This is a genomic window from Klebsiella sp. R445 (assembly GCF_051131755.1).
Lineage (GTDB): Bacteria > Pseudomonadota > Gammaproteobacteria > Enterobacterales > Enterobacteriaceae > Klebsiella > Klebsiella lignicola.
This window is the reverse complement of sequence record NZ_CP180446.1, coordinates 3020588-3045982: the sequence shown is the minus strand read 5'-3', so window position 1 is coordinate 3045982 and position 25395 is coordinate 3020588. Positions and strand designations below refer to the sequence as shown.

Sequence of the window (25395 nt, the reverse complement as noted above, 5' to 3'; positions counted from 1 at the left end):
GAGACTCTTACGGCTTAACTGGGTGAGGAAGCGAGATGCTTCCTGGGCAAATATGACGTAAGAAGGTGAAGAGCCCCGATGTTGAAGACGCTGATTGTGGGTGCCAGCGGTTATGCCGGCGCAGAGCTAGTGACCTATGTAAATCGCCATCCTCATATGACCATAACCGCTTTGACGGTCTCCGCGCAAAGCAATGATGCAGGGAAATTAGTTTCCGATTTGCATCCGCAGCTGAAAGGCATTGTGGATCTGCCGCTGCAGCCGATGTCAGATATCAGCGAATTTAGCGCCGGCGTCGATGTTGTCTTCCTCGCGACCGCACATGAAGTGAGCCACGACCTGGCGCCGCAGTTTCTTGCCGCAGGCTGCGTGGTGTTCGACCTGTCCGGCGCCTTCCGCGTGAATGACGGTGCGTTCTACGAAAAATATTACGGTTTCACTCATCAGCATCCGGCCCTGCTTGAGCAGGCGGTTTACGGTCTGGCTGAGTGGAACGCTGACGCGCTGAAAGAGGCGAACTTAGTCGCTGTCCCGGGCTGCTATCCGACGGCGGCCCAGTTGTCGTTGAAACCGTTGATCGATGCGGACCTGCTGGATCTGAACCAGTGGCCGGTGATCAATGCGACCAGCGGCGTCAGCGGCGCAGGGCGTAAAGCGGCTATCAGCAATAGCTTCTGTGAAGTCAGCCTGCAGCCGTATGGCGTATTCAATCATCGTCACCACCCGGAAATCTCCACCCACCTTGGCGCGGAGGTTATTTTTACCCCTCACCTTGGTAATTTTAAACGTGGGATCCTCGAAACCATCACCTGCCGCCTGAAGCCTGGCGTGAGCAAAGATCAAGTTGCCGCCGTGTTCCAGCAGGCCTATGCCAATAAGCCCCTGGTCCGTTTATATGATAAAGGCGTGCCGGCATTGAAAAACGTCGTGGGTCTGCCATTCTGTGATATCGGTTTTGCCGTTCAGGACCAGCACATTATTGTGGTGGCGGCAGAAGATAATCTGTTGAAAGGTGCGGCGGCACAGGCAATACAGTGCGCGAATATTCGTTTCGGCTACGCTGAGACGCAGTCTCTTATTTAAGGTGTGATGATGAACCCATTAATAATTAAGCTCGGCGGCGTGTTACTCGATAGCGAAGAAGCGCTGGAGCGCCTGTTTACCGCGCTGGTGAATTACCGTGAAGCCCATCATCGCCCGCTGATTATCGTGCACGGCGGTGGTTGTGTGGTGGATGAGCTGATGAAGCAGCTCAACCTGCCGGTGAACAAGAAAAATGGTCTGCGGGTTACGCCGGCGGATCAGATCGACATTATTACCGGCGCGCTGGCGGGAACCGCCAATAAAACGCTGCTGGCCTGGGCAAAAAAACACCATCTGGCTTCCGTGGGCCTGTTCCTCGGCGATGGCGATAGCGTTAAGGTGACGCAGCTGGACGAAGAGCTGGGTCACGTTGGTCTGGCGCAGCCGGGTTCGCCTGCGCTGATTAACACCCTGCTGGCGGGCGGCTATCTGCCGGTGGTCAGCTCCATTGGGGTCACCGATGAAGGGCAACTGATGAACGTGAATGCCGATCAGGCGGCGACCGCGCTGGCGGCGACACTCGGTGCGGACCTGATTCTGCTGTCCGATGTCAGCGGCATTCTCGATGGCAAGGGCCAGCGCATTGCGGAGATGACCGCGGCGAAGGCAGAGCAGCTGATCGAACAAGGCATTATTACCGACGGTATGATTGTGAAGGTGAATGCGGCACTGGATGCGGCACGCACCCTGGGCCGTCCGGTGGATATCGCCTCGTGGCGCCATGCGGAGCAGCTGCCGGCGTTGTTTAACGGCACGCCTATTGGTACGCGCATTCTGGCCTGATTTAACACAGTTGAAGACGGGAAGCACAGGGCTTCCCGGCAGCATAAAACCAATTTGAAGGAAGCACATTATGGCACTTTGGGGCGGGCGTTTTACTCAGGCAGCCGATCAGCGGTTCAAACAGTTCAACGACTCTTTGCGCTTCGACTATCGCCTGGCGGAGCAGGATATTGTTGGCTCTGTCGCCTGGTCTAAAGCGCTGGTGACGGTGGGCGTGTTGAGTGCCGCCGAGCAACAGCAGCTGGAAGAGGCATTAGGTGTGCTGCTGGAAGAGGTGCGGGCGAACCCGCAGCAAATCCTTGAAAGCGACGCGGAAGATATTCACAGCTGGGTAGAAGGCAAGCTGATCGACAAAGTGGGTCAACTGGGCAAGAAGCTGCATACCGGGCGAAGCCGTAACGATCAGGTCGCCACCGACCTGAAACTGTGGTGTAAAGACACGGTCGCCGAGCTGCTGTCGGCCAACCGCCAGCTGCAAAGCGCGCTGGTGGAGACGGCACAGAGCAACCAGGATGCGGTGATGCCGGGGTATACCCACCTGCAGCGCGCGCAGCCGGTGACTTTTGCCCACTGGTGCCTGGCGTATGTTGAAATGCTGGCGCGTGATGAAAGCCGTCTGCAGGATGCTCTGAAACGTCTGGATGTCAGCCCGCTGGGCTGCGGTGCTCTGGCGGGAACCGCCTATGAAATCGACCGCGATCAGCTGGCCGACTGGCTGGGCTTTGCCTCGGCGACCCGCAACAGCCTCGATAGCGTTTCTGACCGTGACCACGTGCTGGAACTGCTCTCTGATGCATCGATTGGCATGGTGCATCTGTCACGCTTTGCCGAAGACCTGATTTTCTTTAATACCGGGGAAGCCGGTTTTATTGAGTTGTCCGACCGTGTCACCTCCGGCTCCTCTCTGATGCCGCAGAAGAAAAACCCGGATGCGCTGGAGCTTATCCGTGGTAAATGTGGCCGTGTTCAGGGCGCGCTGACCGGGATGATGATGACCCTGAAAGGTCTGCCGCTGGCGTACAACAAAGACATGCAGGAAGATAAAGAAGGGCTGTTCGACGCGCTCGATACCTGGCTGGATTGCCTGCATATGGCGGCGCTGGTGCTGGACGGTATTCAGGTTAAGCGTCCGCGTTGCGAAGAAGCGGCGCAGCAGGGCTATGCCAATGCCACCGAGCTGGCGGATTACCTGGTAGCGAAAGGGGTTCCGTTCCGCGAAGCGCACCATATCGTCGGTGAAGCGGTAGTAGAAGCGATCGCCCAGGGCAAGCCGCTGGAAGATCTGGCGCTGGCCGACCTGCAGAAATTTAGCAGCGTGATTGCCGATGATGTCTATCCGATTCTGTCGCTGCAGTCTTGTCTGGATAAGCGTTCGGCAAAAGGCGGTGTCTCACCGCAGCAGGTCGCTAAAGCAATTGACGACGCCAAACAGCGTCTGGTGTGAATGCGCGATTTTCACGGGTCACTCTAACTGAGTGAGTCGTCAAAGAGGCTCGGGCCATGCCCGGGCTTTTTTTATGCAAAAAAAAGCGGACACAAGGTCCGCAAAAGTTCACGTTGGCTTTAGTTGTTCGGTCAGGGAATATGATGAGGCCATCGTTGATTTTCTGACGTCGGCCTCGTTTCTGGGCTTATTATTGAACAGAAAACTTGATAGGGATAATCGTTCGTTGCTATGCTATCTATCGCCATGAACTATCATGGCGACGGAGGATGAATAATGAATATTCGCGATCTTGAATACCTGGTTGCGCTAGCCGAGCACCGCCATTTTCGGCGCGCGGCGGACTCCTGCCACGTCAGCCAACCCACGCTAAGCGGACAAATCCGCAAGCTGGAGGATGAACTAGGGGTCATGTTGCTGGAGCGCACCAGCCGTAAGGTTCTGTTTACCCAGGCCGGACTGTTGCTGGTGGATCAGGCGCGTACCGTGTTACGCGAAGTCAAAGTGCTCAAGGAAATGGCAAGTCAACAAGGTGAGACCATGTCCGGGCCGCTGCATATTGGCCTGATTCCGACAATTGGCCCTTATCTGTTGCCGCAAATAATACCGATGCTGCACCAGACTTTTCCAAAACTGGAAATGTATCTGCATGAAGCACAAACGCATCAACTGCTGGCTCAGCTCGACAGCGGTAAGCTGGACTGCGCGATCCTCGCGCTGGTGAAAGAGAGCGAGGCCTTTATTGAGGTCCCGCTGTTTGATGAGCCGATGATGCTGGCTATCTACGAAGATCACCCGTGGGCAAATCGCGATCGCGTGCCGATGTCTGATTTGGCCGGGGAAAAGCTGCTGATGCTGGAAGATGGCCACTGCCTGCGCGATCAGGCGATGGGCTTCTGTTTTGAGGCCGGTGCGGATGAAGATACCCATTTCCGCGCGACCAGTCTTGAAACGCTGCGCAACATGGTGGCCGCAGGTAGCGGTATCACGCTGCTGCCGGCGTTAGCGGTGCCGCAGGAGAGAAAACGCGATGGCGTGGTCTATATTCCGTGCATTAAGCCGGAACCAAGACGCACCATCGGTCTGGTATATCGTCCCGGTTCACCGCTGCGTAGTCGCTACGAGCATCTGGCGGAGGCCATCCGCGGCACCATGGATGGCCATTTCGACAAAGAGTTAAAACAGGCGGTTTAAGCCATTTAACGCGGCAACCCGATAGGCTTCCGCCATGGTCGGGTAGTTAAAGGTGGTGTTGACGAAGTACTCAATGGTGTTGCCACCACCTTTCTGCTCCATAATCGCCTGGCCGATATGAATAATCTCGGCCGCGCGTTCACCAAAACAATGAATGCCCAGGATCTCTTTCGTTTCACGATGGAACAGGATCTTCAGGGTTCCCACGCTCATGCCGACGATTTGCGCGCGTGCCAGGTGTTTAAACGCCGCACGGCCCACTTCGTATGGCACCTTCATCGCTGTCAGCTGCTGCTCGGTTTTACCCACGGAACTGATTTCCGGAATGGTGTAGATACCGGTCGGGATATCTTCAATCAGGTGGGCAGAGGCCTCGCCTTTAATCAGCGCCTGCGCGGCGATGCGGCCTTGATCGTAGGCGGCGGACGCCAGGCTCGGATAACCGATAACGTCACCAACGGCATAGATATGCGGCAGAGCCGTCTGGTACATGCTGTTGACTTTGATCTGGCCGCGGCTATCGGTTTTCAGGCCGATATTTTCCAGCGCCAGGGAATCGGTATTACCGGTACGGCCGTTGGCGTACAGCAGGCAGTCGGCTTTCAGTTTTTTGCCCGATTTCAAATGCATGATCACGCCGTCATCGACGGCTTCAATTTTCTCATACTCTTCGTTGTGGCGAATCACCACTCCGCTGTTCCAGAAGTGATAGGAGAGAGAGTCGGACATCTCCTGATCGAGGAACGCCAGCAGACGATCGCGGGTGTTGATCAGGTCGACCTTCACCTCCATGCCGCGGAAAATCGATGCATATTCGCAACCAATAACCCCAGCGCCGTAGATGATCACGTGGCGTGGTTCGTGCTGCAGGCTGAGAATCGAATCGCTGTCGTACACGCGCGGATGGGAAAAATCAACATCAGCAGGATGGTATGGGCGTGAGCCGCAGGCAATGACGAATTTTTCCGCGGTGATGGTCTCGACGGTACCATCGTGACATTCCAGCGCGAGGGTGTGCTCATCAACAAAGTGGGCGTTGCCCTGCAAAATTTCGCAGTGGTTGCGCTCATAGAAACCCTGACGCATATGGGTTTGTTGATTAATCACACTGTCGGCATGGTTAAGAATGTCGGCAAAAGAAGAACGAAGAAGGCGGGAGTGGTCACTGTAGAGAGGGTTTTGGTTAAACTCGATAATACGACTGACTGCATGGCGGAGCGCTTTTGACGGGATGGTACCCCAGTGGGTACAGCCGCCGCCGACGTTATGATAGCGCTCGATAACGGCGACGCGCGCTCCCTGTTTAACCAGTCCCATGGCGGCGCCTTCACCGCCAGGGCCGGACCCAATCACGATTGCATCATAATCCCAAGAGTGCGACATGGCATTACTCACCTGTTTTATACATAAAATAAACACGATGATAACATTCGCCGGGCTTTAACCCAATTATCGTTGTGCTTTTTTGCGGCATAAAAGCAGAATCGGCTCGTAAACAATCATTCACAAAGCAGTGTAAACCGATTAGTTTTAATCTCTGGTATAGTGCCAGCAGGGCTATTGGAAGGATTCAGACATCGTGATGGGCGTAAGAGCGCTACAAAAAGAGAAAACCCGGCGTTCGCTGGTCGAAGCGGCATTCAGCCAGCTTAGCGCTGAGCGGAGTTTCGCCAGCTTGAGTTTACGTGAAGTCGCGCGCGAGGCGGGGATTGCCCCCACGTCCTTTTATCGCCATTTTCGTGATGTTGATGAGCTAGGTCTGACGATGGTCGACGAGAGTGGGCTCATGCTCCGCCAGCTGATGCGCCAGGCGCGGCAGCGTATCGCTAAAGGCGGTAGTGTGATTCGCACCTCCGTCTCCACATTTATGGAATTTATCGGCAATAACCCTAACGCATTCCGCCTGTTGTTGCGGGAACGTTCTGGCACTTCCGCGGCGTTTCGCGCCGCTGTCGCACGCGAAATTCAACATTTCATCGCGGAACTTGCCGACTATTTAGAAATCGAAAACCACATGCCACGCGCCTTTACCGAAGCGCAGGCTGAAGCTATGGTCACCATCGTGTTTAGTGCCGGCGCAGAAGCGCTGGATGTCGGTGTTGAACAACGTCGGCAGTTGGAAGAACGACTGGTACTGCAGCTCAGAATGATCTCGAAAGGGGCGTACTATTGGTATCGCCGCGAACAAGAAAAAATGTCACATCATTCCGAATAACGTGAAGGACGAGCAATGAAACACTCAGTTCAAGATAAAGGTACGTTGTTGCTGGCGCTGATCGCTGGCCTGTCCATTAATGGAACCTTCGCAGCCCTGTTCAGCTCGATTGTTCCCTTTTCCATCTTCCCGGTTCTGTCGTTACTGCTGACGGTATACTGTCTGCACCAGCGCTATCAGAATCGCAGCATGCCCGTGGGGCTGCCGGGCCTGGCTGCCGCCTGTTTTATTCTGGGCGTTTTGCTGTACAGCACCGTGGTGCGTGCGGAGTATCCGGATATCGGGTCTAACTTCTTCCCGGCGGTGCTGTCGGTGATCACCGTGTTCTGGATTGGCTACCGGATCCGCAACCGTAAGGACACGGCGGCAGAGTAATCCGGCCGTCGGACTCACCCGGCAAACATCGCGTTGCCGGGTTCATTTCTTGCTTCTTACTTCTTCGTTAACAGCACGCCGCATTCCATATGATGGGTATACGGGAACTGATCGAACAGCGCCAGGCGTGTGACGTCGTGAGTCTGGCTTAAGGTTTCCAGATTCTGGCACAGGGTCTCCGGGTTACAGGAGATATACAGGATCCGTGGATACGCCTGCACCATCTTCTCGGTTTCACTGTCCAGACCGCTGCGCGGCGGATCGACAAAAATGGTCTCGCACTGATAGCTTTGCAGGTCGATACCCTGCAGGCGATTAAACTCTCGCACGCCGTTCATGGCCTGAGTAAACTCTTCTGCCGCCATGCGGATAATCTGCACGTTATCAATATGGTTAGCCGCAATGTTGTACTGGGCCGCCGCGACGGACGGTTTGGCGATCTCGGTTGCCAGTACGCGCTCAAAATTGCGCGCCAGCGCCAGCGAGAAGTTGCCGTTGCCGCAGTACAGCTCCAGTAAATCCCCCGTAGCGTCTTTGGTGGCATCCAGCGCCCATTCCAGCATCTGAATATTCATGGCGGCATTCGGCTGGGTGAAGCTGTTTTCAACCTGACGGTAGATCATCTCCCGGCCCGCGACCGGCAGACGCTCATCGATGTAGTCCTGGTCGAGCTCGATTTTGGTTTTAGTGGCCCGGCCAATCAGGTGCACGTTCAGGTTTTGCGCCCGCAGCGCATCGCGCAGGGCGGTGGCCTGCTGACGCCACTCATCGTCGAGCTTTTTGTGGTACAGCAGCGATACCACGGCCTGGTTGCTCATGGTCGTCAGGTAGTCGACCTGGAACAACTTATGGCGCAAAACCGGGTTGTTGCGAACACCGTCGAGGATGGCGGTCATCAGCTGATTGATAAGCTCGCTGGCCGCCGGGAAGCTATCAACGCGAATGCGGGATTTGGTCTGTTGATCAAACATGATGTGGTACAGGTCGTCGCCATCGTGCCACAGACGAAACTCAGCACGCATTCGATAATGGCTGACCGGCGAACGAAACACCTCCGGAACCGGCGCGGCAAAAGGCACCATCATTTTCTGCAGACGGACGACTTTCTCTGCCAGCTGCGCTTCATATTGTTCGGTCGGAAGATGTTCGGGGGTCATGATGCATCCTGAATAAAATAATTACGCGGGGATTGTAGGGAAAGCGCAGGGGATGTCCAGCCCGGATAAGGTTTCAAATATAATTATAGAAGTCTGGACATCTATATGTTTCTAATTATAGCATTGTGTAACCGGTCCTGTGAGTTAAAAGGGAATCCAGTGCAAATCTGGGGCTGACGCGCAGCGGTAAGGAAGGTGGGATGAACGCATTATGCAGACACTGCCGATAGTTGGTGGGAAGTCTTCATCCATAACACACCCCGAGCCCGAAGACCTGCCGGAATACGTCGCATTTGGTTTCTATCATCGCGTGCTACTGATGAAGCCAGCGGCATCCTTTATATGTTACGGATGCTTTTACAATGATTAAAAAAGCTTCGCTGATGACGGCACTCTCCGTCACGGCATTTTCTGGCTGGGCGCAAGACAGCAATTCAGACACGTTAGTGGTGACAGCAAATCGTTTTCAACAGCCGGTCAATACGGTGCTTGCGCCGACTGAGGTGGTGACCCGGGAAGATATCGATCGCTGGCAGGCTAAGGATTTAAATGACGTTATGCGTCGACTGCCTGGGGTGGATGTTGCCCAGAATGGCGGAATGGGGCAGAGCTCGTCGCTGTTCATTCGCGGTACGGAAGCCAAACAGGTGCTGGTGCTGATCGATGGCGTTCCTACGCCTCGCCCTGGCATCACCAATAACCCTGACCTCAACCAAATACCGCTCTCGCTGGTGCAACGGGTAGAGTACATCCGTGGTCCGCGCTCCGCGATTTATGGTTCCGGCGCGATGGGCGGGGTGATTAACGTCATTACCCACTCTGATAAAGAAGAATCTAAGGTCACTGCGGGTATCGGGTCGGAAGGCTATCAGCAATACGATGGCACTCTGCGTCATCGCTTCGGCGATACGGTTGCCACTGTGGCGGGCTCCTATGAGGGCAATAAAGGCTTTAACGTTCAGCCTGACTCCAGCTGGAGCCATGACCAGGATCGCGACGGCTTCCGCAGTAAAGCGTTCTGGGGCAGCCTCGAACATAAATTCAACGATAACTTCGACGGCTTCTTCCGCGGTCGTAGCTATACCAACAACTCCGATTACGATCTGGGAAGTGCGCCCTACAGCGCGGCGTACAGCGCAGATGAAGAACAGCTCTATAACCAGAGCTGGGATGCGGGCCTGACCTACAGCTCCGGGATCTACTCTTCACAACTGATCGCCAGCTACCAGAAGGTGAAAGACTACAACTACAGTAGCATTTACGGCCGTTACAATGACGGTACGACGCTCGATCGCATGACGCAGCGTAATCTGCAGTGGGGAAACAATCTTGTTGTTGGTCACGGCTCGGTGAGCGCCGGTGTGGACTGGCAGCAGCAGCGACTGACCTCGTCGGACACGGTGATATCGGATACCTATAAGCGTGATAACACGGGTCTGTATCTGACCGGGCAACAGCAGTTTGGCGACGTGACGCTCGAGGCTTCCGGTCGCGAGGACCACGACGAGCAGTTTGGCTGGCACGGCACCTGGCAAACCACCGCCGGTTGGGAGTTCGTGGAGAACTATCGCGTCACCCTGGGCTACGGCACCGGCTTCCTCGCGCCTTCTCTGGGGCAACAGTTCGGCTCCGCCCGCTTTGGTATCAACTCAAACCCGAACCTGAAGCCTGAAGAGTCTAAGCAGTGGGAAGCCGGGCTTGAAGGACTCACCGGTCCGCTGGACTGGCGACTGTCGGCGTATCACTACAAGATTTCGAATCTGATTACCTATTACTCGGATCCTGTTACCTATGATGGCGAGTATGACAATATCAATTCCGCGACTATTAAAGGTGTGGAGTGGACGGGTAATATTGATACCGGCATCTTCAGCCATCGTGTGACGTTGCAGTATGTCGATCCGCGCAATGACGACAATGGTGAAGTCCTGGCCAGACGTTCTAAACGCCAGGCTAAATACCAGATCGACTGGACGATGTTCAAGGTCGATATGGATATCTCGTGGCAGTATTACGGTAAGCGCTACGACAACAATACGTCTCAGTACAATACGACGCAGCGAATTTTGCCAAGCTACAGCACGGTTGACGTTTCTGCCGCGTATCCGATCACCGATCGCCTGACAGTTCGTGGTAAAATAGCCAACCTGTTCGATAAAGATTACGAGACAGCTTATGGCTACCAAACTGCAGGACGAGAATACTACTTGTCTGGCAGCTACACCTTCTGATCCACGTCCCACCGTACTGGTGTTTGATTCCGGTGTCGGTGGGTTGTCGGTTTATAATGAGATCCGGCAGCTGCTGCCGGATCTACATTACATCTACGCTTTCGATAACGTTGCTTTTCCTTACGGGGAAAAGAGTGAAGAATTTATCGTTGAACGCGTACTCGAGATTGTCACCGCGGTTCAGCAGCGTTATCCACTGGCGCTAGCCGTCATTGCCTGTAATACCGCCAGTACCGTCTCTCTTCCCGCACTGCGTGACAAATTCGGCTTTCCCGTGGTGGGCGTGGTGCCGGCGATTAAGCCTGCGGCGCGACTCACGGCGAACGGTATCGTCGGCCTGTTAGCCACCCGCGGTACGGTCAAGCGTCCTTATACGCGTGAGCTGATCAGCCGCTTTGCCAATGAATGTAAGATAGAGATGCTGGGTTCTGCGGAACTGGTTGAGCTGGCAGAAGCGAAGCTGCAGGGCGAGCCGGTCCCGCTGGATGAGTTACGTCGTATTCTGCGTCCCTGGCTGCGGATGTCAGAGCCGCCCGATACAGTGGTGCTGGGCTGCACGCATTTCCCGCTGTTACAGGAAGAACTGCAGCAGGTCTTGCCGGAAGGCACGCGAATGATTGATTCCGGAGCCGCAATTGCCCGTCGTACCGTCTGGCTGCTGGAGCACGAAGCACCAGATGCAAAATCCAGTGACCCTAATATTGCCTATTGCATGGCGCTGACTGCCGGAACCGAGCAACTTTTACCCGTTTTACAGCGTTATGGCTTTGAGGCGCTGGAAAAACTGCCGCTTTAAGGGCGTTTTGCACAAAAAAGAGACGGTTGAAAAGTTTTTTTAAAACAGGGCTTGTCAACGTCTCAGAACTCCCTATAATGCGCCTCCACTGACACGGAACAACGGCACGCAAGCCGCCGGGTCAGCAGGGTTTCTCCGGAAATTCTGACAGAGAAAAGCGAAAACAAATGCTTGACTCTGAATGAGGAAAACGTATTATACGGGACCTCGCAACGGTGAGCGAAAGCCGCGTTGCACTGCTCTTTAACAATTTATCAGACAATCTGTGTGGGCACTCAAAGTGACATGGATTCTTAACGTCCTCGGACGAAAAATGAATACCAAGTCTCTGAGTGAACATACGTAATTCATTACGAAGTTTAATTCACGAGCATCAAACTTAAATTGAAGAGTTTGATCATGGCTCAGATTGAACGCTGGCGGCAGGCCTAACACATGCAAGTCGAGCGGTAGCACAGAGAGCTTGCTCTCGGGTGACGAGCGGCGGACGGGTGAGTAATGTCTGGGAAACTGCCTGATGGAGGGGGATAACTACTGGAAACGGTAGCTAATACCGCATAACGTCGCAAGACCAAAGTGGGGGACCTTCGGGCCTCATGCCATCAGATGTGCCCAGATGGGATTAGCTAGTAGGTGGGGTAATGGCTCACCTAGGCGACGATCCCTAGCTGGTCTGAGAGGATGACCAGCCACACTGGAACTGAGACACGGTCCAGACTCCTACGGGAGGCAGCAGTGGGGAATATTGCACAATGGGCGCAAGCCTGATGCAGCCATGCCGCGTGTATGAAGAAGGCCTTCGGGTTGTAAAGTACTTTCAGCGAGGAGGAAGGCATTAAGGTTAATAACCTTAGTGATTGACGTTACTCGCAGAAGAAGCACCGGCTAACTCCGTGCCAGCAGCCGCGGTAATACGGAGGGTGCAAGCGTTAATCGGAATTACTGGGCGTAAAGCGCACGCAGGCGGTCTGTTAAGTCAGATGTGAAATCCCCGGGCTCAACCTGGGAACTGCATTTGAAACTGGCAGGCTTGAGTCTTGTAGAGGGGGGTAGAATTCCAGGTGTAGCGGTGAAATGCGTAGAGATCTGGAGGAATACCGGTGGCGAAGGCGGCCCCCTGGACAAAGACTGACGCTCAGGTGCGAAAGCGTGGGGAGCAAACAGGATTAGATACCCTGGTAGTCCACGCTGTAAACGATGTCGACTTGGAGGTTGTTCCCTTGAGGAGTGGCTTCCGGAGCTAACGCGTTAAGTCGACCGCCTGGGGAGTACGGCCGCAAGGTTAAAACTCAAATGAATTGACGGGGGCCCGCACAAGCGGTGGAGCATGTGGTTTAATTCGATGCAACGCGAAGAACCTTACCTACTCTTGACATCCAGAGAACTTAGCAGAGATGCTTTGGTGCCTTCGGGAACTCTGAGACAGGTGCTGCATGGCTGTCGTCAGCTCGTGTTGTGAAATGTTGGGTTAAGTCCCGCAACGAGCGCAACCCTTATCCTTTGTTGCCAGCGATTCGGTCGGGAACTCAAAGGAGACTGCCAGTGATAAACTGGAGGAAGGTGGGGATGACGTCAAGTCATCATGGCCCTTACGAGTAGGGCTACACACGTGCTACAATGGCATATACAAAGAGAAGCGACCTCGCGAGAGCAAGCGGACCTCATAAAGTATGTCGTAGTCCGGATTGAGTCTGCAACTCGACTCCATGAAGTCGGAATCGCTAGTAATCGTAGATCAGAATGCTACGGTGAATACGTTCCCGGGCCTTGTACACACCGCCCGTCACACCATGGGAGTGGGTTGCAAAAGAAGTAGGTAGCTTAACCTTCGGGAGGGCGCTTACCACTTTGTGATTCATGACTGGGGTGAAGTCGTAACAAGGTAACCGTAGGGGAACCTGCGGTTGGATCACCTCCTTACCTGAAAGAACCTGCCTTTGTAGTGTCCACACAGATTGTCTGATGAAAAATAAGCAGTAAAACATCTCTGCAGGCTTGTAGCTCAGGTGGTTAGAGCGCACCCCTGATAAGGGTGAGGTCGGTGGTTCAAGTCCACTCAGGCCTACCAAATTCATCCTGATACTGCGTTGTGAAACGACTCGCATACGTCAGTATGCTTCGCCCTTCCACGCCTTGTTTCAGTCTGAATTACCGGTACGAGAGATGAGTATTACGATGGGGTTATAGCTCAGCTGGGAGAGCGCCTGCCTTGCACGCAGGAGGTCTGCGGTTCGATCCCGCATAGCTCCACCATCCTTTACTGCTGAATAACAAGAAAACTTCAGAGCATACCTGAAAAGGTATGCTGCGAAGTTTTGCTCTTTAAAAATCTGGATCAAGCTGAAAATTGAAACGACACACTGTTTCCTTTCTCCGTAATAAGAAAGGAAAAATGGTGTGTTCGAGTCTCTCAAATTTTCGCAACGCGGACTGTTTTACGAAACAGCTTCGGGTTGTGAGGTTAAGCGACTAAGCGTACACGGTGGATGCCCTGGCAGTCAGAGGCGATGAAGGACGTGCTAATCTGCGATAAGCGTCGGTAAGGTGATATGAACCGTTATAACCGGCGATTTCCGAATGGGGAAACCCAGTGTGATTCGTCACACTATCGTTAAGTGAATACATAGCTTAACGAAGCGAACCGGGGGAACTGAAACATCTAAGTACCCCGAGGAAAAGAAATCAACCGAGATTCCCCCAGTAGCGGCGAGCGAACGGGGAGGAGCCCAGAGTCTGAATCAGCGCGTGTGTTAGTGGAACGGTCTGGAAAGTCCGGCGGTACAGGGTGATAGCCCCGTACACTAAAATGCACACGTTGTGAACTCGAAGAGTAGGGCGGGACACGTGGTATCCTGTCTGAATATGGGGGACCATCCTCCAAGGCTAAATACTCCTGACTGACCGATAGTGAACCAGTACCGTGAGGGAAAGGCGAAAAGAACCCCGGCGAGGGGAGTGAAAAAGAACCTGAAACCGTGTACGTACAAGCAGTGGGAGCCTGATTTGTCAGGTGACTGCGTACCTTTTGTATAATGGGTCAGCGACTTATATTCTGTAGCAAGGTTAACCGTATAGGGGAGCCGCAGGGAAACCGAGTCTTAACTGGGCGTTAAGTTGCAGGGTATAGACCCGAAACCCGGTGATCTAGCCATGGGCAGGTTGAAGGTTGGGTAACACTAACTGGAGGACCGAACCGACTAATGTTGAAAAATTAGCGGATGACTTGTGGCTGGGGGTGAAAGGCCAATCAAACCGGGAGATAGCTGGTTCTCCCCGAAAGCTATTTAGGTAGCGCCTCGTGAACTCATCTTCGGGGGTAGAGCACTGTTTCGGCTAGGGGGTCATCCCGACTTACCAACCCGATGCAAACTACGAATACCGAAGAATGTTATCACGGGAGACACACGGCGGGTGCTAACGTCCGTCGTGAAGAGGGAAACAACCCAGACCGCCAGCTAAGGTCCCAAAGTCATGGTTAAGTGGGAAACGATGTGGGAAGGCACAGACAGCCAGGATGTTGGCTTAGAAGCAGCCATCATTTAAAGAAAGCGTAATAGCTCACTGGTCGAGTCGGCCTGCGCGGAAGATGTAACGGGGCTAAACCATGCACCGAAGCTGCGGCAGCGACACTATGTGTTGTTGGGTAGGGGAGCGTTCTGTAAGCCGTTGAAGGTGGCCTGTGAGGGTTGCTGGAGGTATCAGAAGTGCGAATGCTGACATAAGTAACGATAAAGCGGGTGAAAAGCCCGCTCGCCGGAAGACCAAGGGTTCCTGTCCAACGTTAATCGGGGCAGGGGTGAGTCGACCCCTAAGGCGAGGCCGAAAGGCGTAGTCGATGGGAAACAGGTTAATATTCCTGTACTCGGTGTTACTGCGAAGGGGGACGGAGAAGGCTATGTTAGCCGGGCGACGGTTGTCCCGGTTTAAGCATGTAGGCGGGAAGTTTAGGTAAATCCGGACTTCTGTTAACGCTGAGGTGTGATGACGAGGCACTACGGTGCTGAAGTAACAAATGCCCTGCTTCCAGGAAAAGCCTCTAAGCATCAGGTAACATCAAATCGTACCCCAAACCGACACAGGTGGTCAGGTAGAGAATACCAAGGCGCTTGAGAGAACTCGGGTGAAGGAACTAGGCAAAATGGTGCCGTAACTTCGGGAGAAGGCACGCTGATGGTAAGTGAAGTGACTTGCTCATGGAGCTGAAATCAGTCGAAGATACCAGCTGGCTGCAACTGTTTATTAAAAACACAGCACTGTGCAAACACGAAAGTGGACGTATACGGTGTGACGCCTGCCCGGTGCCGGAAGGTTAATTGATGGGGTTATCCGCAAGGAGAAGCTCTTGATCGAAGCCCCGGTAAACGGCGGCCGTAACTATAACGGTCCTAAGGTAGCGAAATTCCTTGTCGGGTAAGTTCCGACCTGCACGAATGGCGTAATGATGGCCAGGCTGTCTCCACCCGAGACTCAGTGAAATTGAACTCGCTGTGAAGATGCAGTGTACCCGCGGCAAGACGGAAAGACCCCGTGAACCTTTACTATAGCTTGACACTGAACATTGAGCCTTGATGTGTAGGATAGGTGGGAGGCTTTGAAGTGTGGACGCCAGTCTGCATGGAGCCAACCTTGAAATACCACCCTTTAATGTTTGATGTTCTAACGTAGACCCGTAATCCGGGTTGCGGACAGTGTCTGGTGGGTAGTTTGACTGGGGCGGTCTCCTCCCAAAGAGTAACGGAGGAGCACGAAGGTTAGCTAATCCTGGTCGGACATCAGGAGGTTAGTGCAATGGCATAAGCTAGCTTGACTGCGAGCGTGACGGCGCGAGCAGGTGCGAAAGCAGGTCATAGTGATCCGGTGGTTCTGAATGGAAGGGCCATCGCTCAACGGATAAAAGGTACTCCGGGGATAACAGGCTGATACCGCCCAAGAGTTCATATCGACGGCGGTGTTTGGCACCTCGATGTCGGCTCATCACATCCTGGGGCTGAAGTAGGTCCCAAGGGTACGGCTGTTCGCCGTTTAAAGTGGTACGCGAGCTGGGTTTAGAACGTCGTGAGACAGTTCGGTCCCTATCTGCCGTGGGCGCTGGAGAATTGAGGGGGGCTGCTCCTAGTACGAGAGGACCGGAGTGGACGCATCACTGGTGTTCGGGTTGTCATGCCAATGGCATTGCCCGGTAGCTAAATGCGGAAAAGATAAGTGCTGAAAGCATCTAAGCACGAAACTTGCCCCGAGATGAGTTCTCCCTGACTCCTTGAGAGTCCTGAAGGAACGTTGAAGACTACGACGTTGATAGGTCGGGTGTGTAAGCGTAGCGATACGTTGAGCTAACCGATACTAATGAACCGTGAGGCTTAACCTTACAACGCCAAAGCTGTTTTGGTGAGCAGAGAGAAGATTTTCAGCCTGATACAGATTAACTGGGGTGCTTTTAGCATCCTGGTAACAGAATTTGCCTGGCGGCAATAGCGCGGTGGTCCCACCTGACCCCATGCCGAACTCAGAAGTGAAACGCCGTAGCGCCGATGGTAGTGTGGGGTCTCCCCATGTGAGAGTAGGGAACTGCCAGGCATCAAATTAGCAGTGAAACCGGGGCAATAAACCGGTTGTTGTAAAGAAATTCGGTGGAGCGGTAGTTCAGTCGGTTAGAATACCTGCCTGTCACGCAGGGGGTCGCGGGTTCGAGTCCCGTCCGTTCCGCCACTTATTAAAATTAAGCCTGCTACATTAGCAGGCTTAATAGTAGAAAATTTAGGGGCGTAGCTCAGTTGGTAGAGCACCGGTCTCCAAAACCGGGTGTCGCGAGTTCGAGTCTCTCCGCCCCTGCCATATATAATCCTTTGCTTAGGCAAAGGATTTTTTTTTGCCTGTCGTTTCCCTTCCAGAGATCTCCCCCCACATCCTCCGTCCCTGGAGGCGTGTGTTTAGTTAATCCAGTATGCTGGTTTTGAGTATCTCGCGGATCTGTGCCTGCTTATCGCTATTCTGTAACCAGATAGCGTACAGAGGGCGCGACAGCGTTGTGCTATCCGTCACCGTGTGTAGCCCGCTTTTATCCTTCACCCAGCGCGTAGGTAACCATGTACAACCATTTAGCGCCGCCAGTTGCTGATAGGCCAACTCGGCGGAACTGGTGGTCAGCAGGGGAACGTCATCGCTACCAATCAGTCCGACCTCATTTTGTTGAAAGTCCGGACCCCATTCCAGGCGCAAATAATTCAATTCACTCTTATTTTTAAACGGCGAGGCGCAGTAGAGTGCCAGAGTAAAATTACCGAGCAACTGGCTGCTTAATTCGTCCATTTTCGGCGATTCTGTCGTGATCAGCAGATCAAGTTGCCGTTCATGTAATTGTTTAACCAGCGATTGCCGCTGTGCAATCCGCGCCTCAAACTGCAGGTTATGGGGCTCTTTGTAGAGTTTCCCCAGCCACCCGTTAAGCATGCATTCCCATAAGGATGCGCTACCGCCAATCGAGAATTCATTATGCCGGGAAGCGTTCGCAACCTCTTTTCGCGCCGCCTGCCAGGTATTCATCAGCGTTTCGGCGTAAGGAAGCAGTTTTTCTCCGGCAGACGTCAGACGGATGTTGTTGCGATGACGGGTAAAAAGGTTAACGCCAAGCTGGTTTTCCAGCTGGCGAATACGAAAGCTGACCGCTGACTGCGTCAGATAAAGCGCCTCCGCTGCTCGCCCAAAGTGGCGAGTTCTACTCACCTCAAGGAAAGTTTTGAGCAATTCCGTATCCACACTCTTCTCCGCAAAATTATTTGTCGTAATGATTTAAATCTTTTGTTTTACACTCTGTCAAGCGTAACTAATACTCCGCGCCATAAATAGCTCGGCCAAAGAATCAGGAGCGTGTAGGATGGCGGAAAGCTTTATGACGACTAATCGTTTTTTCGATAATAAACATTATCCGCGCGGGTTCTCCCGTCATGGTGATTTCACCATCAAAGAAGCACAACTGCTGGAACAGCATGGTTATGCTCTTAACGAACTGGAACTGGGTAAACGCGAACCTGTCACCGAAGATGAAAAACAGTTTGTTTCGGTATGCCGAGGTGAGCGTGAGCCAGCAACGGAAATGGAGCGCGTCTGGATTAAGTATATGGCACGCATTAAGCGGCCTAAGCGTTTTCATACCCTGTCCGGCGGTAAGCCGCAGGTTGAAGGCGCTGAAGATTACACCGAAAGCGACGATTAAGAAAAAGGGCGAAAGCCCTTTTTTTATGTCATCAGTTTCTGCAAATGAGTCAGCATCCGTTCTATTGCCCGATAACTAAGGGCTTCCTGAAGGTGACAGCGCTCGATACGAGGTTCATCGCCGGTGTCGGCGATTGTCCGGGCAACTTTAAGTAAGCGCTGCCAGGCGCGGATAGAGAGTCCCAGCTGTGTTAATACCTGCTCCAGCCAGATTGCGTCCTGGTGGTGGAGTGGACACCAGATTTTCATTTCGCTATTTTCCAGATCGGCATTCAGTTTCTCCTGCCGGGAGAGCTGCTTTTCACGTGTCGCCAGCACTCGCTTGCGCACGCTGGCGCTATCTTCTGACACAGCACCTTCCTGGCTGAGTACGCCGGGCGGTGGTAGGGGGATTTCCAGCGACAGATCGAAGCGGTCGAGAAACGGTCCTGACAGACGCCCCAGATAACGTAAGGTTTGTTCGGGAGAAGCCCGATTATGGTGGCCCTGATAGTGCCCGGTGGGGCTGGGGTTCATCGCTGCAATAAGCTGGAAATGCGCCGGATAGTCAATTTTCGCCCGGGTCCGTGAAATGTGTATCTTTCCTGACTCAATCGGCTCGCGCAGCGCATCGAGTACTCTACGTTCAAACTCCGGGAGTTCATCCAGAAATAACACCCCGTTATGGGCCAGAGAGATCTCACCTGGAGCAGGGATTGATCCGCCTCCCACCATTGCCGTGAGTGAGGCGCTGTGATGCGGGCTGCGAAACGGCCGTTGCCGCCACTGTTTCGCAGCGCGTTGAGAGCTGAACAGGCTCAGGATCGCGGCGCTTTCTAATGCCTCCTGATTGCTTAATGGTGGCAGGATACCCGGCAGTCGGCTGGCGAGCATAGTTTTTCCTGTTCCCGGAGGGCCGATCAACAGCAGGTTATGCCCACCCGCGGCGACAATTTCCAGCGCACGTTTCCCCTGCTGTTGCCCAATGACATCACTCAGGTCAGGAAGCCCCTGCGGAAGGAGTTCTGCCTCTGGGAGAGGGCAGGACAACGTGTGCTGGCCTTCCAGGAAAGTGCACACCTCCTGTAAATGCCTGGCGACAAGGCATTGGCTACCTTCAATGAGCCCCACCTCTGCTGCGTTGTCCTCGGCGACGATAATCTGCCGCCCGGCTTTTATCGCCTCCATTGCGCTGGAGATAGCGCCAGGAACGCCACGTAGCGCCCCTGTAAGCGCGAGTTCACCGATAAACTCGTATTGATTCAGCCTGGTGGTATTAAGCTGCTCCGATGCCACCAGAAGCGCGAGAGCGATAGGCAGATCGTACCGACCACCTTCTTTTGGCAGATCGGCCGGGGCCAGGTTAATGGTGATCTTTTTGGCCGGGAACGTATAGCCACTGTTAATGATCGCGCTGCGTACCCGGTCCCGCGCCTCTTTCACCGTGGTTTCAGGAAGACCCACCATGGTCAACCCGGGAAGCCCATTACTGATATGTATTTCGATAGTAATAAGCGGGGCGCTGATACCGAAAGCAGCCCGTGTGTAAACGATCGCGAGTGACATAATGCCTCCTGAGTGCCGGTATTATGTCGGGTGAAAAAGCGTTGGTAACCTGCAATAAGCGTGTTTTAGACGACGTATTCCAGCGAATTTGCCGAATATCGTTACATTTCATTCAATATGGAATGTGCTTCGCGGTCAGACATCATGGTGGTGGACTCTTCAGAGAGTAATCATCGCGTCGTCATAAAAAATGGCAATAAATTGAATTTTTTTCACTTTATACTTTTCTTATTAAAAACAATTGTTTTACCTAAAATTGTTAGCATGATCAGAAAGTGAGGCATAAAAAAATCTTGTGTTTGATGCGATGACTGTGATAACTCTTTAGGTATTCCTTCGAACAAGAAGCCAGAAAGAACAGAAAATGACAGCCCTTCTACGAGTGATTAGCCTGGTCGTGATTAGCGTGGTGGTGATTATTATCCCACCGTGCGGGGCTGCACTTGGACGAGGAAAGGCTTAGTAATCAAGCCTTAACGAACTAAGACCCCCGCACCGAAAGGTCCGGGGGTTTTTTTATAACTTAAAAATGATGAGTGAGGAGCAGACAATGACTAACAGCATAAAATTCTGTTTCTTCCGATCTATGACGGGGAACTAACTATGAACGGGGCACAGTGGGTAGTACATGCTTTGCGAACACAGGGAGTCGACACAGTTTTTGGCTATCCAGGTGGCGCAATTATGCCGGTTTACGATGCATTGTATGACGGCGGCGTGGAACACCTGTTGTGCCGGCATGAACAAGGCGCAGCCATGGCGGCGATTGGTTATGCCCGTGCCACCGGTAAAACCGGCGTCTGCATCGCGACTTCAGGCCCGGGTGCGACGAACCTGATTACCGGTCTGGCGGACGCGTTGCTGGACTCTATCCCTGTTGTTGCCATCACCGGCCAGGTCGCCGCGCCGTTTATCGGCACGGACGCTTTCCAGGAAGTGGATGTTCTGGGACTGTCACTGGCCTGTACCAAACATAGTTTCCTGGTGCAGTCTCTGGAGGAGCTGCCGCGAGTGATCGCCGAGGCTTTCCAGGTCGCCAACTCAGGCCGTCCTGGCCCGGTTCTGGTTGATATCCCAAAAGATATCCAGCTGGCAACAGGCGAACTCGACCCGTGGTTTTCCACCGTCGATGATGATATCGCCTTCCCTCATGCCGAAGTCGAACAGGCTCTGCAAATGCTGGCAACCGCGCAAAAACCGATGCTGTACGTCGGCGGCGGCGTTGGTATGGCACAGGCGGTTCCCGCTCTGCGCGACTTTATCGGCGTCACGCAACTGCCGGTAACCTGCACACTGAAAGGCCTGGGCGCCGTTGATGCGGAGTATCCGTACTACCTGGGAATGCTGGGGATGCACGGGACTAAAGCGGCCAATCTGGCGGTACAGGAGTGCGACCTGCTCATCGCCGTCGGGGCGCGGTTTGACGATCGCGTGACCGGGAAGCTGAACACCTTTGCGCCGCATGCGAAAGTTATCCATCTGGATATCGATCCGGCGGAACTGAACAAGCTGCGTCAGGCTCACGTCGCCTTAACGGGCGATCTGAATACGCTGCTGCCGGCGTTACAGCGGCCGTTGGCGATCGATGCCTGGCGTCAGTACAACCAGGACCTGCGCGCCGAACACGCATGGCGCTACGATCATCCTGGCGACGGTATTTACGCGCCGCTGCTGCTCAAACAGCTGTCCGATCGCAAACCGGCCGACAGCGTTGTAACCACCGACGTCGGTCAGCATCAGATGTGGTCAGCGCAGCACATGACCTACACCCGCCCGGAGAACTTTATCACCTCCAGTGGCTTAGGCACGATGGGCTTCGGCCTGCCAGCTGCGGTAGGGGCTCAGGTTGCGCGGCCGAACGATACGGTTATCTGCGTCTCCGGTGACGGCTCCTTCATGATGAACGTTCAGGAGTTGGGCACCGTGAAGCGCAAACAGCTGCCGTTGAAAATTCTGTTGCTGGATAACCAGCGCTTAGGGATGGTTCGCCAGTGGCAGCAGCTGTTCTTCGAAGAGCGCTATAGCGAAACGACTCTGACCGATAACCCCGATTTCGTCACGCTGGCCAGCGCCTTTGGCATTCCAGGCCAGCACATCACCCGTAAAGACCAGGTTGAAGCGGCTCTCGACACCATGCTTTCGAGCCAGGGGCCATACCTGCTTCATGTCTCAATTGATGAACTTGAGAATGTCTGGCCGTTGGTACCGCCCGGTGCCAGTAATGCAGAAATGCTGGAGAAATTATCATGATGCAACATCAGGTCGCTTTACAGGCTCGCTTTAACCCGGAAACCTTAGAACGCGTGCTGCGCGTGGTACGCCACCGCGGTTTTCAGGTTTGCTCCATGAATATGGAAACCGCCGCAGACGCCAGCAACATAAATATCGAATTGACCGTTGCCAGCCAGCGTCCCGTCGAATTACTGTTTAGTCAATTAAGTAAGCTGGTCGACGTCGCCTGTGTCGAGATCCAGCAACCAACATCACAACAAATCCGCGCCTAAGCGCAAGGGAAGAAAAATGACGACGAAAAAAGCTGATTACATTTGGTTCAATGGCGAGATGGTTCCGTGGGGCGAAGCCAAGGTTCATGTGATGTCCCATGCGCTTCACTACGGTACTTCTGTATTCGAAGGCATCCGTTGCTACGACTCGCACAAAGGGCCAGTGGTGTTTCGCCATCGCGAACATATGCAGCGTCTGCATGATTCAGCCAAAATTTACCGTTTCCCGGTCTCTCAAAGCGTTGATGAGCTGATGGAAGCCTGCCGTGAAGTGATCCGTAAAAACGGCCTGACCAGCGCTTACATCCGTCCGCTGATCTTTGTTGGCGATGTGGGCATGGGCGTGAACCCGCCGGCGGGATACAACACTGACGTGATCATCGCGGCGTTCCCGTGGGGAGCTTATCTTGGCGCTGAAGCGCTGGATCAGGGGATCGATGCGATGGTTTCTTCCTGGAACCGTGTCGCGCCAAACACCATTCCTACTGCCGCGAAAGCCGGCGGTAACTATTTGTCCTCGCTGCTGGTTGGCAGTGAAGCCCGTCGTCATGGCTATCAGGAAGGGATCGCCCTCGATGTGAACGGCTATATCTCCGAAGGCGCGGGTGAAAACCTGTTTGAAGTGAAAGACGGCATTCTGTTCACGCCTCCGTTCACCTCTTCCGCACTGCCGGGCATTACCCGTGACGCTATTATCAAACTGGCGAAAGACCTGGATATTGAAGTCCGCGAGCAAGTGCTGTCCCGCGAATCGCTGTATCTGGCGGATGAAGTCTTCATGTCGGGCACGGCGGCAGAAATTACGCCGGTGCGTAGCGTTGATGGTATCCAGGTTGGCGAAGGCCGCTGCGGCCCGGTGACCAAACGTATTCAGCAAGCATTCTTTGGCCTCTTCACCGGTGAAACCGAGGATAAATGGGGCTGGTTGGATCAGGTTAACCACTAAGCATTAAAAGATGGGGCGACACGCAGCGCCCCATTTCACAGAAACTGGGAGTAACTAAAGCATGCCTAAGTACCGTTCCGCCACCACCACTCATGGCCGTAATATGGCGGGTGCCCGCGCGCTGTGGCGCGCAACCGGGATGACTGACGCCGATTTCGGTAAGCCGATTATCGCCGTCGTTAACTCCTTTACCCAGTTTGTTCCGGGTCACGTACACCTGCGCGATCTGGGTAAGCTGGTTGCAGAGCAGATTGAAGCCTCAGGCGGAGTTGCGAAAGAATTCAACACCATCGCAGTGGATGATGGGATCGCCATGGGCCATGGAGGTATGCTTTATTCACTGCCATCCCGTGAACTGATTGCCGATTCGGTTGAGTACATGGTCAACGCGCACTGTGCTGATGCCATGGTCTGTATCTCCAACTGCGACAAAATCACCCCGGGGATGCTGATGGCTTCCCTGCGCCTCAATATTCCGGTTATTTTCGTCTCCGGCGGCCCAATGGAAGCCGGGAAAACCAAGCTTTCTGACAAGATCATCAAGCTCGATCTGGTTGATGCAATGATTCAGGGGGCTGACCCGAAAGTTTCCGACGAACAGAGTGAACAGGTTGAACGTTCCGCCTGTCCGACCTGCGGATCCTGCTCCGGGATGTTCACCGCCAACTCGATGAACTGCCTGACCGAAGCGCTGGGTCTGTCGCAGCCGGGTAACGGTTCCTTGCTGGCAACGCACGCCGACCGCAAGCAGCTGTTCCTTAATGCGGGACAACGCATTGTTGAACTGACCAAACGCTACTACGAGCAGGATGACGAATCCGCGCTGCCGCGTAATGTTGCCTGTAAAGCGGCGTTCGAAAATGCCATGACGCTGGATATCGCCATGGGCGGTTCCACCAATACCGTACTGCACCTGCTGGCAGCCGCGCAGGAAGCTGAAATCGACTTCACGATGAGCGATATCGACAAGCTTTCACGCAAGGTGCCGCAGCTGTGTAAAGTGGCGCCGAGCACGCAGAAATACCATATGGAAGATGTTCACCGTGCGGGCGGCGTGCTGGGGATCCTCGGCGAGCTGGATCGCGCCGGGCTGTTGAACCGAGACGTGAAAAACGTCTTAGGTCTGACCCTGCCGCAAACGCTCGATCAATACGATGTCATGCTGACCAAAGACGACGCGGTGAAAAAAATGTTCCGCGCTGGCCCGGCAGGTATTCGTACGACCCAGGCGTTCTCGCAGGATTGTCGCTGGGATACCCTGGATGACGATCGCGCTGAAGGCTGCATCCGCTCGCTGGAACATGCTTACAGCAAAGACGGTGGCCTGGCTGTACTGTACGGCAACTTTGCAGAAAATGGCTGTATCGTGAAAACGGCCGGCGTGGATGACAGCATCCTGAAATTCACCGGGCCTGCCAAAGTCTACGAAAGCCAGGACGATGCCGTTGAGGCGATCCTCGGTGGCAAAGTAGTGGCGGGCGACGTCGTGGTTATTCGCTACGAAGGGCCGAAAGGTGGTCCGGGGATGCAAGAGATGCTCTACCCGACAACCTTCCTGAAATCCATGGGGTTGGGCAAAGCCTGTGCGCTGATCACTGACGGACGTTTCTCCGGCGGCACATCAGGCCTGTCGATTGGTCACGTTTCACCGGAAGCGGCCAGCGGCGGCAATATCGCGATTATCGAAGATGGCGATATGATTGCCATTGATATTCCGAACCGTGGGATTCAGCTGCAGTTGAGCGATGCCGAGATTGCCGCACGTCGCGAAGCGCAAGAGGCTCGTGGCGATCGGGCGTGGACGCCGAAATCCCGTGAACGTCAGGTCTCTTTTGCACTCCGCGCCTATGCCAGCCTGGCAACCAGCGCCGATAAGGGCGCGGTACGCGATAAATCCAAACTTGGGGGTTAAT

Annotated in this window: 18 protein-coding genes, 4 tRNA genes, 3 rRNA genes and 1 riboswitch; of the genes, 21 read left to right on the top strand and 4 right to left on the bottom strand. The window is 54.0% G+C overall.

What is annotated here, in order from left to right; all coding sequences use genetic code 11:
• Positions 1 to 78: 78 nt before the first annotated feature.
• The 4 genes from argC to oxyR all read left to right on the top strand — a co-directional run bounded on the left by argC (position 79) and on the right by oxyR (position 4504).
• Positions 79 to 1083 (top strand): N-acetyl-gamma-glutamyl-phosphate reductase, encoded by a 1005-nt coding sequence (argC, locus tag ACMYSN_RS14250; RefSeq protein WP_434586926.1) that lies wholly within the window; start codon positions 79 to 81, stop codon positions 1081 to 1083.
• A 6-nt stretch (positions 1084 to 1089) separates the two neighbouring features.
• Positions 1090 to 1866 carry an acetylglutamate kinase gene (gene argB / locus ACMYSN_RS14245; protein ID WP_434586925.1) on the top strand — a complete coding sequence of 259 codons (777 nt, stop codon included), beginning with the start codon at positions 1090 to 1092 and terminating at the stop codon, positions 1864 to 1866.
• A 70-nt stretch (positions 1867 to 1936) separates the two neighbouring features.
• Complete coding sequence (gene argH / locus ACMYSN_RS14240) at positions 1937 to 3310, top strand: argininosuccinate lyase (RefSeq protein WP_462495256.1); 1374 nt, start codon at positions 1937 to 1939, stop codon at positions 3308 to 3310.
• Between the two features lie 276 nt (positions 3311 to 3586).
• On the top strand, positions 3587 to 4504 hold the full coding sequence (oxyR, locus tag ACMYSN_RS14235) for a DNA-binding transcriptional regulator OxyR (protein ID WP_462495255.1): 918 nt from the start codon (positions 3587 to 3589) through the stop codon (positions 4502 to 4504).
• On the opposite strand, the gene sthA is transcribed toward oxyR, so the two are convergent.
• The gene (sthA, locus tag ACMYSN_RS14230) at positions 4487 to 5887 is read right to left on the bottom strand and encodes a Si-specific NAD(P)(+) transhydrogenase (RefSeq protein WP_123757990.1); all 1401 of its coding nucleotides are present in this window, start codon (positions 5885 to 5887) and stop codon (positions 4487 to 4489) included. The two genes, oxyR and sthA, sit on opposite strands and share 18 nt — an antisense overlap.
• 196 nt (positions 5888 to 6083) lie before the next feature.
• On the opposite strand from sthA, the gene fabR reads away from it, so the two are divergent.
• Both fabR and ACMYSN_RS14220 read left to right on the top strand, forming a co-directional pair.
• A complete protein-coding gene (fabR, locus tag ACMYSN_RS14225; RefSeq protein ID WP_123757989.1) occupies positions 6084 to 6719 on the top strand; it encodes an HTH-type transcriptional repressor FabR in 636 nt (211 codons plus the stop codon).
• A 15-nt stretch (positions 6720 to 6734) separates the two neighbouring features.
• On the top strand, positions 6735 to 7094 hold the full coding sequence (locus ACMYSN_RS14220; RefSeq protein ID WP_032690067.1) for a YijD family membrane protein: 360 nt from the start codon (positions 6735 to 6737) through the stop codon (positions 7092 to 7094).
• A 56-nt stretch (positions 7095 to 7150) separates the two neighbouring features.
• Here the strand turns inward: ACMYSN_RS14220 and trmA are convergent, their stop codons facing one another.
• Positions 7151 to 8251: a tRNA (uridine(54)-C5)-methyltransferase TrmA gene (gene trmA, locus ACMYSN_RS14215; protein ID WP_123757987.1), complete on the bottom strand. Its 1101-nt coding sequence runs from the start codon at positions 8249 to 8251 to the stop codon at positions 7151 to 7153.
• A 115-nt stretch (positions 8252 to 8366) separates the two neighbouring features.
• Positions 8367 to 8546, top strand: a riboswitch (cobalamin riboswitch).
• Positions 8547 to 8613: 67 nt separating this feature from the next.
• On the opposite strand from trmA, the gene btuB reads away from it, so the two are divergent.
• From btuB to ACMYSN_RS14170, 9 genes are all read left to right on the top strand, one after another.
• On the top strand, positions 8614 to 10482 hold the full coding sequence (gene btuB / locus ACMYSN_RS14210) for a TonB-dependent vitamin B12 receptor BtuB (RefSeq protein ID WP_462495254.1): 1869 nt from the start codon (positions 8614 to 8616) through the stop codon (positions 10480 to 10482).
• Positions 10427 to 11278: a glutamate racemase gene (murI, locus tag ACMYSN_RS14205; protein WP_462495253.1), complete on the top strand. Its 852-nt coding sequence runs from the start codon at positions 10427 to 10429 to the stop codon at positions 11276 to 11278. Before btuB ends, murI begins: the two co-directional genes overlap by 56 nt.
• Before the next feature lie 381 nt (positions 11279 to 11659).
• Positions 11660 to 13198: ribosomal RNA gene (locus ACMYSN_RS14200) — 16S ribosomal RNA — on the top strand.
• Positions 13199 to 13269: 71 nt separating this feature from the next.
• A tRNA-Ile gene (locus ACMYSN_RS14195) sits at positions 13270 to 13346 on the top strand.
• Positions 13347 to 13455: 109 nt separating this feature from the next.
• Positions 13456 to 13531, top strand: a tRNA-Ala gene (locus ACMYSN_RS14190).
• Between the two features lie 206 nt (positions 13532 to 13737).
• Positions 13738 to 16643 (top strand): 23S ribosomal RNA (locus tag ACMYSN_RS14185).
• Between the two features lie 93 nt (positions 16644 to 16736).
• Positions 16737 to 16852, top strand: a 5S ribosomal RNA gene (gene rrf / locus ACMYSN_RS14180).
• The 16S, 23S and 5S rRNA genes sit together here with 4 tRNA genes alongside, the layout of an rRNA operon.
• Before the next feature lie 55 nt (positions 16853 to 16907).
• Positions 16908 to 16984, top strand: a tRNA-Asp gene (locus tag ACMYSN_RS14175).
• 50 nt (positions 16985 to 17034) lie between these two features.
• A tRNA-Trp gene (locus tag ACMYSN_RS14170) sits at positions 17035 to 17110 on the top strand.
• Between the two features lie 99 nt (positions 17111 to 17209).
• Here ACMYSN_RS14170 and hdfR read toward each other — a convergent pair.
• Complete coding sequence (hdfR, locus tag ACMYSN_RS14165) at positions 17210 to 18031, bottom strand: HTH-type transcriptional regulator HdfR (RefSeq protein ID WP_174510344.1); 822 nt, start codon at positions 18029 to 18031, stop codon at positions 17210 to 17212.
• 118 nt (positions 18032 to 18149) lie between these two features.
• Between hdfR and ACMYSN_RS14160 the strand changes: the two genes are divergently transcribed.
• Positions 18150 to 18488 (top strand): MaoP family protein, encoded by a 339-nt coding sequence (locus ACMYSN_RS14160; protein WP_004869479.1) that lies wholly within the window; start codon positions 18150 to 18152, stop codon positions 18486 to 18488.
• Positions 18489 to 18511: 23 nt separating this feature from the next.
• On the opposite strand, the gene ACMYSN_RS14155 is transcribed toward ACMYSN_RS14160, so the two are convergent.
• The gene (locus ACMYSN_RS14155) at positions 18512 to 20032 is read right to left on the bottom strand and encodes a YifB family Mg chelatase-like AAA ATPase (RefSeq protein WP_462495252.1); all 1521 of its coding nucleotides are present in this window, start codon (positions 20030 to 20032) and stop codon (positions 18512 to 18514) included.
• Between the two features lie 364 nt (positions 20033 to 20396).
• Here ACMYSN_RS14155 and ilvL point away from each other — a divergent pair, with 364 nt between their 5' ends.
• The 5 genes from ilvL (at position 20397) to ilvD (ending at position 25394) form a co-directional block, all read left to right on the top strand.
• Positions 20397 to 20495 (top strand): ilv operon leader peptide, encoded by a 99-nt coding sequence (ilvL, locus tag ACMYSN_RS14150; RefSeq protein ID WP_001311244.1) that lies wholly within the window; start codon positions 20397 to 20399, stop codon positions 20493 to 20495.
• A 140-nt stretch (positions 20496 to 20635) separates the two neighbouring features.
• On the top strand, positions 20636 to 22282 hold the full coding sequence (gene ilvG / locus ACMYSN_RS14145) for an acetolactate synthase 2 catalytic subunit (RefSeq protein ID WP_462495251.1): 1647 nt from the start codon (positions 20636 to 20638) through the stop codon (positions 22280 to 22282).
• Complete coding sequence (ilvM, locus tag ACMYSN_RS14140) at positions 22279 to 22536, top strand: acetolactate synthase 2 small subunit (protein WP_123758140.1); 258 nt, start codon at positions 22279 to 22281, stop codon at positions 22534 to 22536. The genes ilvG and ilvM overlap by 4 nt, the downstream gene beginning before the upstream one ends.
• 16 nt (positions 22537 to 22552) lie before the next feature.
• Positions 22553 to 23482: a branched-chain amino acid aminotransferase gene (locus tag ACMYSN_RS14135; protein WP_462495250.1), complete on the top strand. Its 930-nt coding sequence runs from the start codon at positions 22553 to 22555 to the stop codon at positions 23480 to 23482.
• A gap of 61 nt (positions 23483 to 23543) precedes the next feature.
• Positions 23544 to 25394, top strand: coding sequence for a dihydroxy-acid dehydratase (gene ilvD / locus ACMYSN_RS14130; RefSeq protein WP_434586914.1), 1851 nt, complete (start codon positions 23544 to 23546; stop codon positions 25392 to 25394).
• Position 25395: the final 1 nt, after the last annotated feature.

Bases quoted from the DNA above. Each gene is read 5' to 3' on its own strand.
- argC (WP_434586926.1), top strand. From the start codon at position 79: ATGTTGAAGACGCTGATTGTGGGTGCCAGCGGTTATGCCGGCGCAGAG.
- argB (WP_434586925.1), top strand. From the start codon at position 1,090: ATGATGAACCCATTAATAATTAAGCTCGGCGGCGTGTTACTCGATAGC.
- argH (WP_462495256.1), top strand. From the start codon at position 1,937: ATGGCACTTTGGGGCGGGCGTTTTACTCAGGCAGCCGATCAGCGGTTC.
- oxyR (WP_462495255.1), top strand. From the start codon at position 3,587: ATGAATATTCGCGATCTTGAATACCTGGTTGCGCTAGCCGAGCACCGC.
- sthA (WP_123757990.1), bottom strand. From the start codon at position 5,887: ATGTCGCACTCTTGGGATTATGATGCAATCGTGATTGGGTCCGGCCCT.
- ACMYSN_RS14220 (WP_032690067.1), top strand. From the start codon at position 6,735: ATGAAACACTCAGTTCAAGATAAAGGTACGTTGTTGCTGGCGCTGATC.
- trmA (WP_123757987.1), bottom strand. From the start codon at position 8,251: ATGACCCCCGAACATCTTCCGACCGAACAATATGAAGCGCAGCTGGCA.
- btuB (WP_462495254.1), top strand. From the start codon at position 8,614: ATGATTAAAAAAGCTTCGCTGATGACGGCACTCTCCGTCACGGCATTT.
- murI (WP_462495253.1), top strand. From the start codon at position 10,427: ATGGCTACCAAACTGCAGGACGAGAATACTACTTGTCTGGCAGCTACA.
- ACMYSN_RS14160 (WP_004869479.1), top strand. From the start codon at position 18,150: ATGGCGGAAAGCTTTATGACGACTAATCGTTTTTTCGATAATAAACAT.
- ACMYSN_RS14155 (WP_462495252.1), bottom strand. From the start codon at position 20,032: ATGTCACTCGCGATCGTTTACACACGGGCTGCTTTCGGTATCAGCGCC.
- ilvL (WP_001311244.1), top strand. From the start codon at position 20,397: ATGACAGCCCTTCTACGAGTGATTAGCCTGGTCGTGATTAGCGTGGTG.
- ilvG (WP_462495251.1), top strand. From the start codon at position 20,636: ATGAACGGGGCACAGTGGGTAGTACATGCTTTGCGAACACAGGGAGTC.
- ilvM (WP_123758140.1), top strand. From the start codon at position 22,279: ATGATGCAACATCAGGTCGCTTTACAGGCTCGCTTTAACCCGGAAACC.
- ACMYSN_RS14135 (WP_462495250.1), top strand. From the start codon at position 22,553: ATGACGACGAAAAAAGCTGATTACATTTGGTTCAATGGCGAGATGGTT.
- ilvD (WP_434586914.1), top strand. From the start codon at position 23,544: ATGCCTAAGTACCGTTCCGCCACCACCACTCATGGCCGTAATATGGCG.